The sequence below is a fragment of the Bacillus cereus group sp. MG9 genome (assembly GCF_040459995.1).
In the GTDB taxonomy this organism is placed as follows: Bacteria; Bacillota; Bacilli; order Bacillales; family Bacillaceae_G; genus Bacillus_A; species Bacillus_A mycoides.
The window spans coordinates 1,356,123-1,374,823 of record NZ_JARVHC010000001.1; the positions used below are offsets into that span (position 1 = coordinate 1,356,123).

An 18,701-nucleotide genomic window follows, 5' to 3' on the forward strand; every position below is an offset into this window, starting at 1 on the left:
TTTAGAATGTTGTTTCATAGTCTTTGTATTGAAAAAAATCGACGGTCATGTCGAAAAGTGAAATTTAAAAAAAGAAAGAATTTATACATATATCTTGTGTCTTATTTTGAAACGTAATACAATATATAGAGAAATCAAGAAACGACATACAGAGAATATAGATTGGAGAGGGAGGGTCGGAAATGTTAGTTGCATATGATTCTATGACAGGAAACGTGAAGCGTTTCATTCACAAATTAAATATGCCGGCCGTTCAAATTGATGAAGCTCTAGTATTAGATGAAGACTTTATTCTTATTACGTATACAACAGGTTTTGGAAATGTACCGGAACGTGTTTTAGACTTTTTAGAACGCAATAATGAAAAATTAAAAGGCGTATCTGCAAGTGGCAATCGTAATTGGGGAGACATGTTTGGTGCAAGTGCTGACAAAATCTCTACTAAATATGAAGTGCCTATTGTATCAAAATTTGAGTTATCTGGAACAAATAATGATGTAGAATATTTTAAAGAAAGGGTGCGGGAGATTGCGACACATTGAACTGAATAATGAAATCACGCAAATGCAGGACGGTTTTTATCAGCTTCATAAAGATAAAGAGGCATTAGAAGTCTTTATGGAAGAAGCTAGAGAGAATACCGTTCATTTTAATAGCGTGGCAGAGCGAATGGAGTATATGAAAGAACATGATTACTATTACAACGTTCTGGACGAGTATAGCTTGGAGGAAGTAGAAGGAGTTTATAACATCGCTTATGGTGAAAACTTCGAGTTCCAATCTTATATGGCAGCATCTAAGTTCTATAAAGATTATGCGTTAAAAACGAATGATCAAAAACAATACTTAGAAAGCTATGAAGATCGTGTAGCAATTGTGTCATTATACTTAGGACGCGGTGATGTTGCGAAGGCAAAACACTTCGCAAGCATGATTGTAAAACAAAACTACCAACCAGCGACACCAACCTTTTTAAATGCGGGACGAAGCAGAAGAGGAGAAATGGTGTCTTGTTTCTTGTTAGAGATGGATGATAGCTTAAATTCAATCGGCTTTAACATTAATACTGCAATGCAATTATCGAAAATCGGTGGTGGAGTAGCTTTAAACTTATCTAAGCTACGTGCACGTGGTGAGCAAATTAAAGGTATTGATAACGCCGCAAGTGGTGTAGTACCTGTTATGAAATTACTTGAAGATTCGTTTTCGTATGCGAATCAGTTGGGTTAACTTTATGGCTCAACTATAAAACCAGGTCAATTGCTGGAACGCCTGAGTATATCAAGGTAGGATACTACGAAGAAATTACGTAGCGAACCCTGAAAATCCAAGATTGCAGGAAATCAGCAGCCGAGCTCCTAAATTTATTAGATAAGGAGAAGGTTCAACGACCAAGTGGCTATGTAGGTGACTAAGTAGCTCGAACCTGGCTTCTCAAAACAACCAAATTCAAAGGGTGTATACAGTTATTATAGTTTATGCCATATTCATGTGCATCAAACATATGATAAATGGTTAAATGAAGAATTTGGCGAGAAGAAGATATGGTCTGAACTCTATAGCGATATAGAGAGGATAGCAGAAATGACTATCCCCCATACGTTTTGACGATATGGAGTAACAATATGCAACGAAAAGGTGCAGGTGCAGTATACTTAAACATTTTCCATTGGGATATTATTGAGTTCCTTGATACTAAAAAAATCAATGCCGATGAGAAGAGCCGTATTCAGTCTCTATCAATCGGAATTATCGTTCCAAGTAAGTTCTTTGAACTTGCTGAGAAAAACGAACCTTTCCATGTTTTCGCGCCTTATACAGTATTTAAAGAGTACGGAAAACATTTAGATGATATAGATATCGACGAAATGTACGATGAATTAATGGGCAATCCGAAAGTGAAGAAGAAGCCATTAGATATTAGTGCGCGTGATATGCTGATTAAAATTGCTATGATTCAGCTTGAGTCTGGTTACCCATACTTAATGTTTAAATCAAATGCAAATAACCAGCATCCACTGAAGGATATTGGAACTGTGAAGATGTCGAACTTATGTACAGAAATCTTCCAGCTACAAGAAACTTCTGAAATAAATGATTACGGTACAGAAGACATTATCCGTCGTGATATTAACTGTAACTTAGGATCGTTAAATATCGTAAACGTAATGGAAAATAAAGAAATTCGTGAAGCAGTTCATGCGGGAATGGAAGCTTTAACAGCTGTTTCTGATATGACGATCATTCCGAATGCCCCAACTGTGAAAAAAGCAAATGATGAGCTTCATTCAGTTGGACTTGGAGCAATGAACTTACACGGATATTTAGCAAAAAATAAAATCGCTTATGAAAGTGCAGAAGCGAAAGAATTCGCTCGTACATTCTTTATGATGTTAAATTACTACTCGATTGAGAAAAGTATGGAAATCGCTAAAGAAAAAGGCGAGACATTTAAAGACTTCGATAAGTCTGATTATGCAAACGGCACATACTTTGCAAAGTATGAAACGACAGATTACAGCCCAGTAACTGAAAAAGTTCAGCAATTATTTGAAGGAATTCATATTCCAACAAAAGAAGATTGGACAAGTTTAAAAGAGCAAGTACAGAAGAATGGTTTATACAACTCATATCGTCTTGCAATCGCTCCGACACAATCGATCAGTTACGTTCAAAATGCAACTTCAAGCGTAATGCCGATCGTAAATCAAATTGAATCAAGAACATATGCGAATGCGACAACATATTATCCAATGCCGTATTTATCAAAAGATACGTTCTGGTACTATAAATCTTCTTATGATATGAATCAGTTTAAATTAATTGATTTAATCGCAGAAGTTCAAGAACATATTGACCAAGGAATTAGTACAATTCTTTATGTTAATAGTGATATTTCAACACGTGAGTTAGCACGTTACTACATTTATGCACATAAAAAAGGCTTGAAGAGTCTTTATTATACGAGAACACGTAAATTAAGCGTGGAAGAGTGCGTGGCTTGTACCGTTTAATATAAAAAATGAGACATTATGAGCAGGGTTTTTCTGAACCCTGCTCATGCTTAGTTATCAATTTTTTATGTTTATTTAGAGAAGGGGCGATTTAATGCGTGCGGTAAACTGGAACAAAAAAGAAGATGATTTTAGTTTAATGTTTTGGAAGCAAAACATCGCTCAGTTTTGGACAGAAGAAGAAATCGCAGTGTCTTCTGACAAAAATACTTGGGCACAATTATCAAAAGAAGAGCAAATTGCTTATAAGCGTGTATTAGGTGGTTTAACACTTTTAGATACGAAACAAGGTGGCGAAGGGATGCCACTTGTACTTGTTCATCTTGAAAATTTACAAGCGAAAAGTGTATTAGCTTTCATGGGCGCTATGGAAGAAGTACATGCGAAGAGTTACAGCCATATTTTCACAACGTTAGCTACTGAAGAAGAAATTGATGATATTTTTGAATGGGTAGATAACCATCCATTACTTGAGAAAAAAGCTGGTATTGTTACTAGTTACTATCGTCGCTTATTAAAGCCTGAAGTAACGAAAAAAGAGTTATACATGGCAATGGTAGCAAGTGTGTTCTTAGAAAGTTACTTATTCTATAGTGGATTCTTCTATCCACTTTACTTAGCGGGTCAAGGTAAATTGACGGCAAGTGGTGAGATTATTAACCTAATAATTCGTGACGAGTCAATTCACGGCGTATTCGTTGGTATTTTAGCACAACAAATCTTCACAGAACTTTCTGCAGAAGAGCAACAAGAAGTACAAACGGAAACGCAAGAGTTATTAATGGAACTGTATGAAATTGAATTGGCATATACAGAAGAAATTTACACTTCTATCGGTCTTGTAGAGGATGTAAATCGTTTCGTTCGTTACAATGCGAATAAAGGACTTATGAACTTAGGACTTGAGCCGAAGTTTGAGGAAGAAGAAATTAACCCAATCGTTTTAAATGGTTTACGTACAGATACGAAAAACCATGACTTCTTCTCTGTAAAAGGAAATGGTTACGTAAAAGCAACGAATGTTGAAAAGTTAGCAGACGATGACTTCGTATTCAATTTTTAATATAGTGTTATAGAAAAAGCTGTCTTTATAGAAAAGACAGCTTTTTTGCTATGAATAGTTTACATAATGTTATTATTTCATGGAAATATTTTAATCTTGTAAAAGCCCAATTTTTGAGGAAGTGGGAATCAAGAAAAAACACGGATTAAGGTTTTATTTTCATATTTAGTCGTATGAGAGATTGAATAACTTATGTCAAAATGAATAAAAAATGAGAAGAAATGAGGTCTAATTCCACCTATACGTTCTTTTAATATTGAATTTTTAAACTCTAGAAATTTTGGCTTGAAAATTGCATGAATATTTAAAAAGTAACAAAAAGGGAGGTAATACTCGGTGTGATATATAGTTATTTGAAAACGCTTCCTTTTGATTGTCGATTTTTAAATGGAAATTAGATAGAGAAAGTAGGAGGAATGATAGGTGGGGAAAGTAGTTGGTTTAAAACGTTCATTAGGGCTTTGGTCAATTGTTATGCTAGGGGTCGGGTATATGACACCGATGGTTGGGTTTGACACATTTGGAATCGTTTCTGAAAAAACGGGTGGTCATGTTCCAGGAGCTTATCTTATTGCATTAGCGGGGATGTTGTTTACCGCTGCAAGCTACGGAAAAATGGTAAAGGCTTTTCCTACCGCAGGATCTGCTTATACGTATACACAGAAGACAATTAGTGCAAGGCTTGGGTTTCTTGTTGGATGGTCCGCGTTATTGGATTATTTGTTTCTACCAATGGTGAACGCACTATTAACGAGAATTTATATGTCAGCATTTTTCCCAAGTGTTCCTAGTTGGGTATGGGTCATTGGCTTTGTTCTCCTGGTTACATTAATAAATATGATTAGCGTAAATGTTACTGCTAATTTCAATACGTTCTTAGTAATATTTCAAGTGTTAGTAATGGCCGTATTTGTTTTTCTAGTTATAAAAGGCTTATTAGCGGGAGAGGGAACAGGAGAAGTTTTTTCCATTCAGCCGTTTTTTCAATCAGATATACAAATATCACCGTTAGTTGCAGGTGCAACAATTCTTTGTTTCTCATTTTTAGGTTTTGATGCAGTAACTACATTTTCAGAAGAGACACCAAACGCCAAAAAAACAATTCCTCGAGCTATTTTTCTTACTGCTTTAATCGGCGGAGTTTTATTCATTACTACAACGTATTTTACACAATCTATTTTTCCAGATACATCTGTATTTAAAAATCAAGAGTCAGCATCCCCAGAAATTGCGCTATATGTTGGCGGGAAATTATTTCAAGCTTTCTTTTTAGTAGGAACCCTTATGGGGACACTTGCGTCTGGTTTAGCTTCTCATACAAGTGTATCTCGATTATTATACGTAATGGGGCGAGATAATGTAATTCCGAAGAAAATATTCGGATACATTCATCCTCGCTGGAGAACCCCAGTATATAATATTATTTTTGTAGGAATTATTTCGCTCTTCGCTATATTCATTGATTTAGAAACAGCAGCATCTCTTATTAACTTTGGAGCGCTTATTGCATTTACATTTGTTAATTTGTCTGTAATTTCTTACTATATAATCAAGAAAAAAAGATATAAGACGATAAAAGATTTCTTAAATTACTTAGTTATGCCTATTTTGGGTGCTGCTACTGTAGCCGTACTATGGTTTAATCTCAATATCCATTCACTTATTTTGGGACTTTGCTGGGCTGCTATTGGAATTGGGTACCTTCTATATGTTACAAATATGTTCCGTTCAGCTCCTCCGCAAATGCATTTTGAAGAAGCACAGGAAATATAAAGTGAAACTATAATCAGTTGGGTGGGGCATCCCCCGCCGATTATTAGCCCTCACCAATCGGGCGTTTACGGGCAGCAGGGCTCCCACCTAACTTCTTTGCTCCAGCCGAATTTTGAGGTGGGAGTTTTACTGCCCACAAATAGCGGGATAAAAAAGAAAAAGAAATCGGGAATGGATCCGATGTCTTTTTCTTTGAAGATTGGGCAACCATGCAGTATTGCATAATTCATTCAACGATTCATAAGGAAGAGGGGCAAGTCTAGGGAGTATGGCTGATAAAAGATGATCAATATAGTATTTTCATTTGGCACAATTATTGCTTTGTACAATTAGTAAAAATATAAAAGCGGGGTGTTATTGTCGTAATCCAAGTAGAAAACAAATACAGTTGAACTTGAAAATCATTTCATTGAAGGTGGTTGCAAAGTTGTAGGAATAGCATGTCTAATATGCTAGTTGCATTTTTAACCTAAAGGAGGGAGCAAATGAAACTGGATATTTTATTAGAAGAAGTGGAGAGACAACAAATTGGCTATTATTGCATTTTGTCGAATAGCCATCGTTACGATATAGCTGTTACGTATTCGCAACAGTTTCTTGGAAAAGCAATGGTTACCTCAATTCAAAATGGGAGAATGGTTTTATTAAGTCAAGAAGATATTGGAGAGGAACAATATTGGGCACCAAGGTTAGGAATTGAGGTAGAAGATATAGAAGAGCTTCAAAGCTTTTTCTATATGGTTCTTCAGTCACAAAGGTTAGAAGAACAATATTAATAGAATAAAAGAAAGGGATGATTGATTGTGTATTATGATATTATTACGAGTCCGTGTTATGGAATAATTGAAAAAGTGTCTATTAATAAGGATTCTCGAATTTATGAATGGGAGCCATTATTCTCTATTAAAGATATGAATGGTAAACTGGAAGTAATTAAGATGGGATGTAGTGGAGAAGTTCAATCTTTAGAAGTAGAGGCGGGAGATAAAGTAATTCCAGGTATGGTATTAGCGTATATTCAAGAAGACCTTTTCGTTAGTGGTAGTGATTAATGATAGAACAATGAGGAAGATGGAGGCGTTCATCTTCCTTTTTTTATTAAGTAAAGAAAAAAACGTTTTATTTTCAGATTAATTAAAAAAATCTGCATTTAATGATACAATACAAATTATATAGTTCAAAGGAGGAATAGCAGCATGTTTTCCATTGCTCATAAAAAAATTAGACCTATTGTTTCTCTACCTATCGATCAATCTGAAAAGGAATGGAATATAGATGTTGAAAATATAAAAGAATCTTTTCTATTTTTAAAAAGAGAAGAGAAATTATTTGCATACGTTCATGTGAAGGATCTGCTATCAAATAGTAAGGGATTAACTGCTAAGGTATTGCTTTCAAATGCTGTTTCACTAGATACAATATGTCATCTTAGTAAAGATATTTCTTTAACAGCTCTTTTTCAAATTATTGGAGCACCGATTGCGATAGTAAAAAATGAAATGGATGAGCTAACAGGATATATAAGAAGAGAGGATGTTTTTGCAGAACTATTTAAACAAGAAAATCAGAGTGTTGATATATTAAAAATTATTTTAACGTCTATTCCAATGGGGATTTTTGTAGTAGATCGTGAAAAGAAAATTGTAAATTGCAATGAGTCTGGTTTGAAGATGATTAAATCGACTCCTGAAAAAGTTATGAATGTACCAGCAGAACTGATTTTTAACGAAGAGCACATTAATAACGTATTTACAACGGGAAAAACGATCTTGAATCAATTACAAATCACAAATGAGATGGGTGTATTAGTTGACTATAGTCCAATTCCAAACTTTGATCAAAGTATTGAAGGAATGGTTATTATTGTGCAAGATTTGCCGATGGTCGAGGACATGGCGATGGAAATTGAATATATAAAGGATTTAAATGAAGATTTACATGCAATCTTGTCTAGTATTTATGATGAAATATTAGTTGTTAATCATAAAGGGGAATTAATTCGTTATAGTGAAACTGTTATCAATGATTTTTGGGGGAGTAGTTTGAAAGACCTTTTAGGAAAAAATCTTTTAGAATTAGAAAATAAAGGATTATTCAGTCCGTCTGTTACGCGATTAGTGTTGGAAAAACAAAAAAAGGTATCAGTTGTACAAGAAACAAAAAGCGGAAGAAAAATATTAGCAGTTGGAAACCCTGTATTTAATGAAAACGGAGAGCTTCATCGTATTATTATTGCTTCAAGGGATATTACCGAAGCAACGAGATTGAAGACGGAATTACATGAAATAAAGAAGATATCAGAGCAATATAAGAAGGAGTTAGATGACTTTAAAAATAAAGATCGTTTTCTTAAGAAGCTTATTTACTGTAGTCCGAAAATGGAGCAAATTATTAACCAAGCTAAAAAAATAGCAGATTTTTCTTCCAATGTTCTTATTTCTGGAGAATCTGGCGTCGGAAAAGAAGTAATTGCTCAGGCAATTCATCAACTTGGAAACCGATCTTCAAAGCCATTTTTAAAATTAAATTGTGGTGCAATTCCAGAAACTTTGCTAGAAAGTGAACTATTTGGTTATACGAAAGGTGCTTTTACAGGAGCCGATAAAAATGGAAAAGAAGGATATTTTAAGCGGGCGGATCAAGGTATTTTATTTTTAGATGAAATTGGAGAAATGCCTTTACATTTGCAAGTGAAATTGCTTAGAGTCTTGCAAGAACAAGAAGTAATTCCTATTGGAAGTACAATCCCTACGAAAATAAATGTACAAATTATTGCTGCTACAAATAAGAGTCTTGAAAAGATGGTGGAATCTGGAATATTCCGTGAAGATTTGTTTTATCGGCTAAATGTAATTCCGTTGCGAGTGCCTCCTCTACGAGAGCGAATGGAAGATGTTCCGGTACTTGCCTTTCATTTCTTGCAACAGTTAAATGAAAAATATAATAAAAATTATCATTTAACTCCAGATGCGCTTAGCTTACTAGAGTTTTACTCATGGCCAGGAAATGTACGTGAATTACAAAATATGATTGAACGTTTAGTAGTATCAGCAGACGATCCAGTAATTGAAGCGGAGTTTGTTAGTAAGTTTTTAACAACTGGTTATGACTTTAAAAAATCAAAACCAGTTATTACAAGAGTATTACCATTACAAGAAGCACTACATTCTGTAGAAGAACAATTGATTTTACTTGCAATGAAGCAGTATAAAACAACGACTAAGGCTGCAAAAGCTCTTGGAATCAGCCAATCTTCAGTGAGTCGTAAATATCAAAAAATTGTTAGTGAAAAAGGGATAGCGGCTGATATCATCTCTTATTCCTAAAAAAGGAGAAGGTCACATAGACTTCTCCTTTTTGTGTGCGCTCAGCATGTGCATATTCTCTAGGAGTCAAGTCCCGAGTGGTGAAGGCGGTAGCGGAAATGATTAACATTCCGTTTTATGCAAAATGGAATAGTGTATGCGAGAGTGCATAAATTGTTTATTGTTTTTAAGAAAATAGTCAGTTTATGTATGATTCCTTTGGATTTTAAATATTGGCATGAAAATTGCTTATAAATATATAAACGATTGATGAAGGGGGATTCAATATAGTGCTAGATTTAAAAATGTATGTAAACGGTGAATGGAGAGAGTCTAGTAATCAAGAGAAAAGAACGATTATTAACCCTGCGAATGGCAAGGGTATAGCATATGCACCTGAGGGAACGATTGAGGATGCAAAATACGCGATAGAAGTGGCAAGAACGGCTTTCGATAGCGGAATTTGGTCAGCAACATCCACTGCTGAAAGGGCATCATATTTATTTAAAATAGCAGATGAAATTGATAAAAATATGGAAGAATTAGTATACCTTGAAACAATGGATAATGGAAAAACGTACCGTGAGGCAGAAGGAGATATTGGAGATGCAGCGGCTTGTTTTCGCTATTATGCCGGATTGATTACAAAGCCAGATGGTCAAACATATCATGTAGCCGATCCGATGCAAGCGATGGTTGTAAGAGAGCCAGTTGGTGTTTGTGGATTAATTGTTCCATGGAATTATCCGCTATTGATGAGTGTATGGAAAATTGCACCTGCTTTAGCAGCTGGAAATACAATTGTGTTTAAACCTTCTGAAGTGACACCAATCACTGCAACAAAGCTATTCGAAATCCTTGAAAAAGTAGGGCTACCAAAAGGTGTTGCCAATATGGTAATGGGGGCTGGTCCAATAGTAGGGAATGAAATTGCAGCGAGTCATAAAGTGGATATGATTTCCTTTACAGGTGGAACAAAGACAGGTAAGCACATTATGAGAACAGCGGCAGATAATATGAAAAAGATTTCGTTAGAGCTTGGGGGAAAATCTCCAAATATTATTTTTGCAGATGCGGATTTTGAGACCGCTATTGATTATGCTCTATTCGGTATTTATGCAGGTAGCGGACAAGTATGCTCAGCAGGATCAAGAATCCTTGTCGAAGAAAATATTTATGATAAATTTGTTAATAGTTTTGTAGAGCGAGCGCAGCAAATTAACGTTGGACCTGGTGATAATCCAGAATCAGAAATGGGGCCACTTGTAAGTCAAGAACATATGGAAAAAGTATTACGTTATATTGAAATTGGGAAAGACGAAGGTGCAAACGTTGCCAGCGGAGGTAGACGAATAATGGAGGATGGAAAAGGTGATGGTTTCTTTATTGAACCAACAGTCTTTGTCAATGTAAAACCTGATATGCGCATTGTCCAGGAAGAAATCTTCGGTCCTGTTGTAGTAATTCAAAAGTTTAAAAATGAACAGGAGGCAATTGAGTTAGCAAATGGTACAGATTATGGCTTAGCTGGAGGGGTATTTACGGTTGATGGTGCAAAAGCAATGCGCGTAATTCGCAAGCTTCGCGCAGGAATTACGTGGATTAATAGCTATCATCCAACATACAATGAGGCGCCTTGGGGCGGATATAAGCAAAGTGGTATAGGTCGTAGTCTAGGAACGTTTGGTTTAGAAGAATTTCAAGAAATTAAGCAGATTAATATAAATCTAGAAGTAGAACCTATTGGTTGGTTTGCAAATAAAAAAAATGTAGAGGTGAATTAGATGGAAACGAACGTGAAAAATAAATTGAATGAGAAAGAATCAAATGTAAATGAGTATATTACGAAAGTACTACAGTTAATTGAAAAAGAAAAGGTTACTGAAGAAGAGGCAAACTGGATTCAAAAAGAAACAGTAGATGGATTTAGAGAGCATGTAAACCCTGGTTTTCTTGCTTATAGAAAAACAGTAACAAAAGATGGACAATTTGCAGCAGTAGAATGGTCAGATGAAGGATCTTGTTTCATGGATATTAATGGTAAAAAGTATATTGACTGTTTAGGTGGATTTGGAATTTATAATGTTGGTCACCGTAATCCGAAAGTGGTAAAAGCTGTAACGGATCAATTAAAGCGTCAAGCATTGCATAGTCAGGATTTACTAGATCCACTTCGAGCAATTCTTGCAAAGATTTTAGCGGATATTACACCTGGTGATTTGAAATACGCCTTCTTCACAAATAGTGGAACAGAAAGCGTAGAGGCAGCATTAAAACTAGCAAAAATGTATAGTGAACGAACAACTTTCATTGCTACAACGCGTGCTTTCCATGGTAAGAGCCTTGGTGCTTTATCGGGGACGGCAAAAGGAATGTTCCGTAAGCCATTTTTACCATTAATTCCGGGTTTCCGTCATGTTCCGTTTGGCGATATTGATATGATGAGAAAAACATTTGAGACATGTGCATTAGTGGGAGAAGATGTTGCAGCAGTTATTTTAGAACCAATTCAAGGAGAGGGCGGTATTATTTTACCTCCAGAAAATTATTTGAAACAAGTACGAGAGCTTTGTGATGAGTTTGGATCACTCCTTATCTTTGATGAAGTACAAACTGGAATGGGACGTACAGGAAAAATGTTTGCTGCAGAATTATATGATGTCGTGCCGGATATTATTTGTCTTGCGAAGGCGTTTGGTGGAGGTGTAATGCCAGCGGGAGCTATTGTTGCGAAAGAAACAGTATTCAAAAGTTGGTTTGAAAATCCATTTATGCATACAACAACATTTGGAGGAAATCCACTTGCATGTGCTGCTGCAATTGCAACAATCCATGTATTATTGGAAGAGAAATTACCGGAACGAGCTATGGAAGTTGGGGAGTATTTCTTAAATGGATTGAAACAAGCTGCAGAAGGGCACGAAGATAAAATCTTTGAAATTCGTGGTCAAGGTTTAATGATTGGGATTGAATTCCATAAAGACGAGATTGGTTATGAAGTGTCAAAGGCGATGTTTGATCAAGGAATTCTTGTTGCGGGAACATTAATTAACTCAAAAACAATTCGTATTGAACCATCCCTTACAATTAGTTATGAAGAAGTAGATACAGTTATTAATACGTTTAAATCTGTGCTAAATCAAGTAAAAGTAAAATAAATTTTGTATAAGGTTATATGTGAATTCAAACGATTGAAACTAAAATTAGAATAGATTTACCTGTATGTTATTACAGGAAGGCAGTGTAACGAAAAGTTACACTGCCTTTTTATTACATTTTTTGTTGTAAGTATTTACATGTAATTTGTCTTAGTGTACTATTTAACTAACACACTAAGACAGGAGGGGAGAAATGAAAATCGAGTTTTCTCCAAATACACCAATTTACATTCAGGTAATGGAATACATAAAGAAAGAAATTGTAACGGGTCATTTATTGCCTGGCGATAAAATTCCCTCCGTACGTGAATTAGCGAGTGAATTACAAGTAAATCCAAATACGATTCAACGTACATTTCAAGAGTTAGAGCGGGATGGAGTTGTTGTAACACGTAGAGGAATGGGGCGATATGTAACGAATGAAGGGGAGAAAATTATGGAGCTGCGAAAAGATATGGCGAAAGAATTACTTCATTCTTTTATAGATGGAATGGACAATTTAGGTTTTTCAGAAGAAGAAATTCTTACAATCCTTCGTTCTTCATTACATGAGAAAAGGGAGGAGAGCGAATGACAGAGTTATTAAAAATAGAAAATCTATGGAAGCGGTACGGATTAAAAGCAGTGATCCGTGAGTTAAACATAGAGATTACAGAAGGAAAAATCGTTGGGCTTGTTGGAGATAACGGAAGCGGGAAAACGACGTTATTAAAAATGATTGCAGGCCTACAACACCTTTCTGAAGGCAGCATAGTAATTAACGGTAAAAAAGTAGGGTTAGAGACGAAAGAAATCGTTTCATTTATGTCTGATAAGCCAGTCTTTGATGATTGGATGACGGTAAAAGATTCTTTATTTTTCTATCGAGATTTTTATAAAGACTTCGACATTCAAAAAGCGGTAGATACGATTGCGGAATTTAAAATACCGTTAGAAGAAAAAATTACAGCTTTATCAAAAGGTATGGTTGAAAAGCTACAAATTATTTTAACATTTTCGAGGAAAGCGAAGTTATACGTACTAGATGAACCGCTTGGCGGAATTGATCTTGTTTCTAGAGAACACGTATTGAACCTCATTCTACAATTTTATAGAGAAGATTGTACGATACTAATCTCGACTCACTTAATAAATGAAGTTGAAAATATTTTTGATGAAGTAATCTTTTTAAAAGATGGGGAAATTGTATTGTATGAAAATGTAGAAGAGTTACGTTTTCAGAGAGGGAAAGCTGTCACAGATGTGTTTAAGGAGGTGTTTAGTAGGTGAAGTCGAGCTTAATATATATGTACAATGTGAATAAAAAGCAAATTATTATTTCATTATTATCATTTATATTCGTTGTAGCTGTCGCTTTCGTAAGCTTGGGAAATTATATTAAGCAAGAATCAGGAGAGGTAAGGCAAATAATTATAGTTTCCTTAGTCATCTTAGTATATATAATTTTTATAGCATTGATATTTATTCAGGCGATATCTGCATTTGGAAAAATGACTGAAAGTACATTATTTCGGTTAACACCGACATCAGGTAAAAAGATTGTTTTAGCAATATTGTTATATACTGCAATTAGTTTACTTATTTTTGAAGTAATAGGTTCTATTTTTTTATATAGTATTTCTATGAAAATAATAAAGGGTACAGAGCTCTATGAAGTGTTATTTACCCAAAGTGTATTCAATCCATTAAAGCACCTCTTTAGTACTATGTTATATGTATTTAAATTATCTAGCATATTGCTTGTATTACTTTTTGCAGTAGCTAGCGTTAAAGTTTTTTCTTTGAAAAAGAAGAAGCTAGAATATACGATTATATTTTTGTTGTTTTTATTAGTAACAAAAGTGATGAGCGTTATATATGAAATGTTGGGTGGGCTTGCTCCTATAGTGCCCTTAATAAGAAATTTAATTTATATAGATGAATCGTCAGATGGAGATATAATGTTATTCCCGGAAAAGCTTATGAATTTATATAGCCTTAGTTTTTCTATAGGAATATTTATCCTACTTGTTTATATAACAGGGCGCATCATCGACAAAAAACTAGAAGTTTAAAGGAGGAATCATCATTGGGAAATGTAGTAGTGAAATTAGAAAATGTCCGAAAAAAAATTGGTAGAACAGAAATTATTCGGGGCTTATCATTTGAGGTTCGTGAAGGAGAGGTATACGGATTCCTTGGACCGAACGGTAGCGGTAAGACAACGACAATTCGTATGATGACAGGTCTTATTTCTATGACAGAAGGCGATATTACAATTTGTGGTCATAGTATTCGCACAGAGCGTGAAAAGGCGCTAGAGCAAATTGGAGCGATTGTAGAAAATCCCGAGCTATATGATTATATGACTGGAATGCAAAATTTAAAGCATTTTGCGAACATGGCGATTACCCCAATTAGTAAAGAGCGCATCGCTGAAATTGTAAAGCTTGTTGAATTAGAGCATGCGATTCATAAAAAGGTGAAAACATACTCACTTGGTATGAAACAGCGTTTAGGAATTGCGCAGGCGTTACTTCATCAGCCGAAAATCTTAATTTTAGATGAACCGACAAATGGATTAGATCCAGCTGGTATTCGCCAAATTCGTGATTATTTACAACGATTAGCGAAAGAAGAAAATATTGCAGTCATTGTATCAAGTCATTTATTAAGTGAAATTGAATTAATGTGTGATCGCGTAGTTATTATAAAGCAAGGTGAGTTTGTACAAGAGTATAACTTACATGAACAAGCGAAGCATGATGAAACAGTTGTAGTTGCATTTGAAGTAGATCAAGTTCAAAAAGCGAACGAAATTATTAAAGGTAAAGTACAAGGAAATGTAGCTGTGGCATCTGTAATGAAAGAAGGGATTCCGCAAATTGTAAAACAGTTAGTGAATGCTGATGTACTCGTATACGGTGTTACTGTTCAAAATAAAACGTTAGAGGATGAGTTCTTAGCGATTACAGGGGGAGTGAAAGCGTAATGTTTAAATTAATTCAAAATGAATTTTTAAAGTTACATGCGAAAAAAGGTATGTACATTTTAATAGGTGTAATTGCAGCATTGGAGATTTTGGGAGTTTTAGCGATGCTGAAATGGGGAGGAGGAAATGAGTTTAAAGGATCATATTTAGATTTTGTAAGTTCAGAGATTGGTTTAATTACCTTATTTGCAACAATTTTTGGAATTACGATTGCGTCTCGTACAATTACTGATGAGTTCCAAAAAGGTACAATTAAGCAGTTATTAATCCGTCCGAGAAAACGAATTACAGTTTTGTTCTCTAAATATATTACAGTGTTACTTACTATATTATTTATCATATTTGCTAGCACGTTAATCGCAATGATTATTGGCGGGATTGTAATGGATGGTAGTAAAACAGGAGTAACGTTAGGAATCGTAATGAAGTCCATTTTATATCAAGTACTTTCACCGTTCTTCTTTGCAACTCTTTCATTTTGCTTAGCTAATGTATTTAGAAATTCTGTATTACCATTAATTATTACGATGTTCCTATTTTTCTTACAAGGACCAATTAATATGGTACTAATGATGTTTGCAAAAGGTGTAGCGAAATTTGTGGTGTTTTTCCATTTAAATTTAAGTGTTTACGACAGTAATAAATTAGTAAGCGGTGGAATGGAACCACCATTTACAGAATTTACGTTTACAACTTCATTATTACTTGTGGTTGCATATTTTGCTGTATTACTTGTAGCATCAAGTGTATTATTCCAAAAACGTGACGTATTATAGTAGAAAAAATCCCCGTGTTAACGGGGATTTTTATTAACCAGCTTTTTTGATTTATGTAGCTTTTAAGTGTGGCAGATACATATTTACTTAGGAACATAATTGTAACTAAGTTGAAGAACATTGATATGGTATATCAAATAGGATTGTTATTATGTAATTTAATACGTATATTATTCGGAATAAAGTGAGAAAAATAGGAAGATTTTCAACTATATTCATATTATAATTTAGTTATTCGGCCATTTGTGGAGAAGGGCTACCCATAAAACACTGAATAAATTTTCACTTTATATCATCTCTGGAGGTGTTCAATATGCAACATGCATTTTCACGTATAAGGCTACGTAGTTTTTTTGGATGGACGATTATAGGGATGTTCCTGACGATGATTCCATTAAATTTATCAGGTGCTTCTGACAATACGATAGAGTTCCTGTCACAAATATCAATATTTTTCGCATTTCCACTATTGTGGCTATATTTAAAAACAAGTAAAAATAATGTTGTTTTTAAAAGTTTTTTTGATAAGCCCGGACGTTTACATTGGGGGTTAATTGTATTAGCAACGATCATGGGAATGATTTTTGCAGTCGGTATATCCCAAATTCAATTTTATATTTTAGCACATACTTTACCTAATTTCTTAGTTACCATGTTAGAAGATGGTAATGTAATTAATACGAGTAACATATACATGACGATATTTACTTTTATTTCAGCATGTGTATTAGCCCCAATAATGGAAGAGGTTATTTTTAGAGGTTTTTTCTTACAACGAATGGCTTACAAATGGGGGATTAAACGAGCGATTATTATATCCTCTCTTATTTTTGGACTAGGACATTTTGATGTTATCGGTGCTTTCATGTTCGGTGTTATTATGTGCCTTCTATACATAAAGACAAAAAATATATGGACGAATATTGCTGTGCATGCTCTAAATAATTTGATTGCAACGAGTATGCAATTTGTAGGTGGAGATGGAAGTGACGCAATCTCGATTACTGAATTACAAGCACAAAGTAATTTATGGATCGGCATTGGTCTTGTGATTATCGGTTTATTATGGTTCATTCCTTTTACTTGGAACCAGTGGCGTACAGTAAAAGAAGTTGGTGTGCCACCGATTCGTTTCATAAATGAAGAAAAAGTAGTGAATACATCAGAAGAAAATGAAATATATAGCCAAGTGATAGTAACAGATAAATTGATGGCTGTAGAACTACCTGATGAAGCTGTAAATAAGCTTCGGTTAGAAGAAAATGATTATGTAACAGTTTCTGTAGAAGAAGATAAAATTGTTATAAAGAAAGCGCATAATAGATAATTAAAAAGTAGCTCCTAAAGAGCTACTTTTTAATTTGTAATAATCTCTACACGAAAATTATTACCGTTCTTTACATATTTAATATCTGTAACGATCCGAACGGTTTTTAGAAGTTCAACTTTTTCACCAATTCGAGGGATGGTCGGAACATTGTCCCAAATACCAAGCAAGTCATCTAATTGTGCCGTTTTTTCATAAAACCAGATTTTCAATGTAAAGCCCCTTTCTCGAACTTTATGTATTTTAATACATGATATATCATTTTTATTCTTAATGTAAGGGGTTTTTACTCTTTTTGTGAATAAATATGAATTAATCTTCTGGGAATATATGTTCAATGTCCGGAGTAAGAGCTACTTCTGATAATACGATATGAGAAACTGTCGTTGCATATGAAGAAACATCATTGATAAATTCTTCAAGTTCAACGAGTGAAGGAACAGAGATTTTTACAATGTAGCATAAGCTTCCTGTTACTCGGTAACAAAAACTTGCAGATGGATAAGACTGAATAAACTGTTGCATACGTGTTGTATCACCATTTTTTAAAGTGATTTCTAAAATACAATCTAAAACAAGTCCTGCTTTTTTATAATTGATATCGATTGTGTATTTTTGAATAATCCCTTCACTTTCAAGTTTACGTACACGTTCTGTAGTAGACGGAGCCGATAAGTTTACTCGTTTTGCTAATTCACGCATCGAAAGGCGGCTATCATTATATAATTCATTTAAAATTTTTCGATCAACACGGTCTAATTGCATTTGTAAATATACCTCCAGTAAAATGATAATTTTTGTAAAGAAAAATTTAAAATTAAGATTCATATGAAATGTAAAGTGAACTTTATTTATTTTACAATAAAAAAGAAGGAAATAGGAGGGGAAATGATGGAGAGAATTACATTATCAAATGTAGGAGATACAAAGTTTCAAAAATTATTAGGTCATAATCCAGATATATTAAATTCGTGGAGTACGTTAGAGAATACACTGTATAGTACAGGGGCCCTTTCCGTAGAGTTAAAGGAGCAAGTAAGAAGAACATTAGCGTTTGGGAATGAATGTCCGTACTGTATGGCAAAGGGAAAGCCGGATGATATACAAAAAATAGAAGAAATTAGCGTAGCCGTTACTTTTGCACATGCATTTGTTCATGACCAAAAGGCGATAGATGATAATATGTTTCATATATTAAAACAATATTGGACTGAAAAAGAAATTGTAGAGCTTTGTGCCTATATTTGTTTTATTACTGCTTCGCAGCAACTTGGTTTTCTGTTTCAATTACAGCCCAATTAATTAGGAGGATAT

17 protein-coding genes and 2 pseudogenes are annotated in these 18,701 nt (G+C 34.4%); 17 read left to right on the forward strand and 2 right to left on the reverse strand.

Annotated elements, in window-relative coordinates; translation table 11 throughout:
• The first annotated feature begins 182 nt into the window (after window positions 1–182).
• The 16 genes and pseudogenes from nrdI (at window position 183) to QCI77_RS07000 (ending at window position 17,387) form a co-directional block, all read left to right on the forward strand.
• Window positions 183–542, forward strand: coding sequence for a class Ib ribonucleoside-diphosphate reductase assembly flavoprotein NrdI (nrdI, locus tag QCI77_RS06925; protein ID WP_000959445.1), 360 nt, complete (start codon window positions 183–185; stop codon window positions 540–542).
• Window positions 529–1,227 (forward strand): annotated as a pseudogene (locus QCI77_RS06930) (ribonucleotide reductase N-terminal alpha domain-containing protein); the annotation flags it as partial. The gene nrdI and the pseudogene QCI77_RS06930, both read left to right, overlap by 14 nt.
• A 401-nt stretch (window positions 1,228–1,628) precedes the next feature.
• Window positions 1,629–3,014 (forward strand): annotated as a pseudogene (locus QCI77_RS06935) (ribonucleoside-diphosphate reductase subunit alpha); the annotation flags it as partial.
• Window positions 3,015–3,108: 94 nt separating this feature from the next.
• On the forward strand, window positions 3,109–4,077 hold the full coding sequence (nrdF, locus tag QCI77_RS06940) for a class 1b ribonucleoside-diphosphate reductase subunit beta (protein ID WP_002011508.1): 969 nt from the start codon (window positions 3,109–3,111) through the stop codon (window positions 4,075–4,077).
• 423 nt (window positions 4,078–4,500) lie between these two features.
• Window positions 4,501–5,850, forward strand: a complete 1,350-nt coding sequence (locus QCI77_RS06945; protein WP_002126196.1) for an APC family permease — start codon at window positions 4,501–4,503, stop codon at window positions 5,848–5,850.
• Window positions 5,851–6,335: 485 nt separating this feature from the next.
• Window positions 6,336–6,626, forward strand: coding sequence for an SAV0927 family protein (locus tag QCI77_RS06950; protein WP_113770114.1), 291 nt, complete (start codon window positions 6,336–6,338; stop codon window positions 6,624–6,626).
• A 27-nt stretch (window positions 6,627–6,653) separates the two neighbouring features.
• Window positions 6,654–6,902, forward strand: coding sequence for a biotin/lipoyl attachment domain-containing protein (locus QCI77_RS06955; protein WP_002149602.1), 249 nt, complete (start codon window positions 6,654–6,656; stop codon window positions 6,900–6,902).
• A gap of 144 nt (window positions 6,903–7,046) precedes the next feature.
• Complete coding sequence (locus QCI77_RS06960) at window positions 7,047–9,176, forward strand: sigma 54-interacting transcriptional regulator (protein ID WP_353824698.1); 2,130 nt, start codon at window positions 7,047–7,049, stop codon at window positions 9,174–9,176.
• A gap of 269 nt (window positions 9,177–9,445) precedes the next feature.
• Window positions 9,446–10,939: an aldehyde dehydrogenase family protein gene (locus QCI77_RS06965; protein ID WP_113770112.1), complete on the forward strand. Its 1,494-nt coding sequence runs from the start codon at window positions 9,446–9,448 to the stop codon at window positions 10,937–10,939.
• Complete coding sequence (locus tag QCI77_RS06970) at window positions 10,940–12,313, forward strand: putrescine aminotransferase (protein WP_113770111.1); 1,374 nt, start codon at window positions 10,940–10,942, stop codon at window positions 12,311–12,313.
• A gap of 193 nt (window positions 12,314–12,506) precedes the next feature.
• On the forward strand, window positions 12,507–12,887 hold the full coding sequence (locus QCI77_RS06975; protein WP_002030586.1) for a GntR family transcriptional regulator: 381 nt from the start codon (window positions 12,507–12,509) through the stop codon (window positions 12,885–12,887).
• Window positions 12,884–13,582, forward strand: coding sequence for an ABC transporter ATP-binding protein (locus QCI77_RS06980; RefSeq protein ID WP_044437909.1), 699 nt, complete (start codon window positions 12,884–12,886; stop codon window positions 13,580–13,582). Before QCI77_RS06975 ends, QCI77_RS06980 begins: the two co-directional genes overlap by 4 nt.
• Window positions 13,579–14,367 (forward strand): hypothetical protein, encoded by a 789-nt coding sequence (locus QCI77_RS06985; RefSeq protein ID WP_044437911.1) that lies wholly within the window; start codon window positions 13,579–13,581, stop codon window positions 14,365–14,367. Before QCI77_RS06980 ends, QCI77_RS06985 begins: the two co-directional genes overlap by 4 nt.
• Before the next feature lie 14 nt (window positions 14,368–14,381).
• Window positions 14,382–15,284 (forward strand): ABC transporter ATP-binding protein, encoded by a 903-nt coding sequence (locus tag QCI77_RS06990; protein ID WP_113770110.1) that lies wholly within the window; start codon window positions 14,382–14,384, stop codon window positions 15,282–15,284.
• Window positions 15,284–16,060: an ABC transporter permease gene (locus QCI77_RS06995; protein WP_044437913.1), complete on the forward strand. Its 777-nt coding sequence runs from the start codon at window positions 15,284–15,286 to the stop codon at window positions 16,058–16,060. Before QCI77_RS06990 ends, QCI77_RS06995 begins: the two co-directional genes overlap by 1 nt.
• 313 nt (window positions 16,061–16,373) lie before the next feature.
• Window positions 16,374–17,387 (forward strand): CPBP family glutamic-type intramembrane protease, encoded by a 1,014-nt coding sequence (locus tag QCI77_RS07000; RefSeq protein WP_353824699.1) that lies wholly within the window; start codon window positions 16,374–16,376, stop codon window positions 17,385–17,387.
• 29 nt (window positions 17,388–17,416) lie between these two features.
• On the opposite strand, the gene QCI77_RS07005 is transcribed toward QCI77_RS07000, so the two are convergent.
• Both QCI77_RS07005 and QCI77_RS07010 read right to left on the reverse strand, forming a co-directional pair.
• Window positions 17,417–17,599 (reverse strand): DUF3913 family protein, encoded by a 183-nt coding sequence (locus QCI77_RS07005; protein ID WP_000707108.1) that lies wholly within the window; start codon window positions 17,597–17,599, stop codon window positions 17,417–17,419.
• A 100-nt stretch (window positions 17,600–17,699) separates the two neighbouring features.
• Window positions 17,700–18,152, reverse strand: a complete 453-nt coding sequence (locus QCI77_RS07010; RefSeq protein WP_002011610.1) for an Lrp/AsnC family transcriptional regulator — start codon at window positions 18,150–18,152, stop codon at window positions 17,700–17,702.
• 123 nt (window positions 18,153–18,275) lie between these two features.
• Between QCI77_RS07010 and QCI77_RS07015 the strand changes: the two genes are divergently transcribed.
• The gene (locus tag QCI77_RS07015; protein WP_170935223.1) at window positions 18,276–18,689 is read left to right on the forward strand and encodes a carboxymuconolactone decarboxylase family protein; all 414 of its coding nucleotides are present in this window, start codon (window positions 18,276–18,278) and stop codon (window positions 18,687–18,689) included.
• Window positions 18,690–18,701: the final 12 nt, after the last annotated feature.

Excerpts from the sequence above, each read along its gene's own strand:
- nrdF (WP_002011508.1), top strand. The coding sequence starts at position 3,109 with ATGCGTGCGGTAAACTGGAACAAAAAAGAAGATGATTTTAGTTTAATG.
- QCI77_RS06995 (WP_044437913.1), top strand. The coding sequence starts at position 15,284 with ATGTTTAAATTAATTCAAAATGAATTTTTAAAGTTACATGCGAAAAAA.
- QCI77_RS07010 (WP_002011610.1), bottom strand. The coding sequence starts at position 18,152 with ATGCAATTAGACCGTGTTGATCGAAAAATTTTAAATGAATTATATAAT.
- QCI77_RS06975 (WP_002030586.1), top strand. The coding sequence starts at position 12,507 with ATGAAAATCGAGTTTTCTCCAAATACACCAATTTACATTCAGGTAATG.
- nrdI (WP_000959445.1), top strand. The coding sequence starts at position 183 with ATGTTAGTTGCATATGATTCTATGACAGGAAACGTGAAGCGTTTCATT.
- QCI77_RS06980 (WP_044437909.1), top strand. The coding sequence starts at position 12,884 with ATGACAGAGTTATTAAAAATAGAAAATCTATGGAAGCGGTACGGATTA.
- QCI77_RS07000 (WP_353824699.1), top strand. The coding sequence starts at position 16,374 with ATGCAACATGCATTTTCACGTATAAGGCTACGTAGTTTTTTTGGATGG.
- QCI77_RS06960 (WP_353824698.1), top strand. The coding sequence starts at position 7,047 with ATGTTTTCCATTGCTCATAAAAAAATTAGACCTATTGTTTCTCTACCT.
- QCI77_RS06970 (WP_113770111.1), top strand. The coding sequence starts at position 10,940 with ATGGAAACGAACGTGAAAAATAAATTGAATGAGAAAGAATCAAATGTA.
- QCI77_RS06950 (WP_113770114.1), top strand. The coding sequence starts at position 6,336 with ATGAAACTGGATATTTTATTAGAAGAAGTGGAGAGACAACAAATTGGC.
- QCI77_RS07015 (WP_170935223.1), top strand. The coding sequence starts at position 18,276 with ATGATGGAGAGAATTACATTATCAAATGTAGGAGATACAAAGTTTCAA.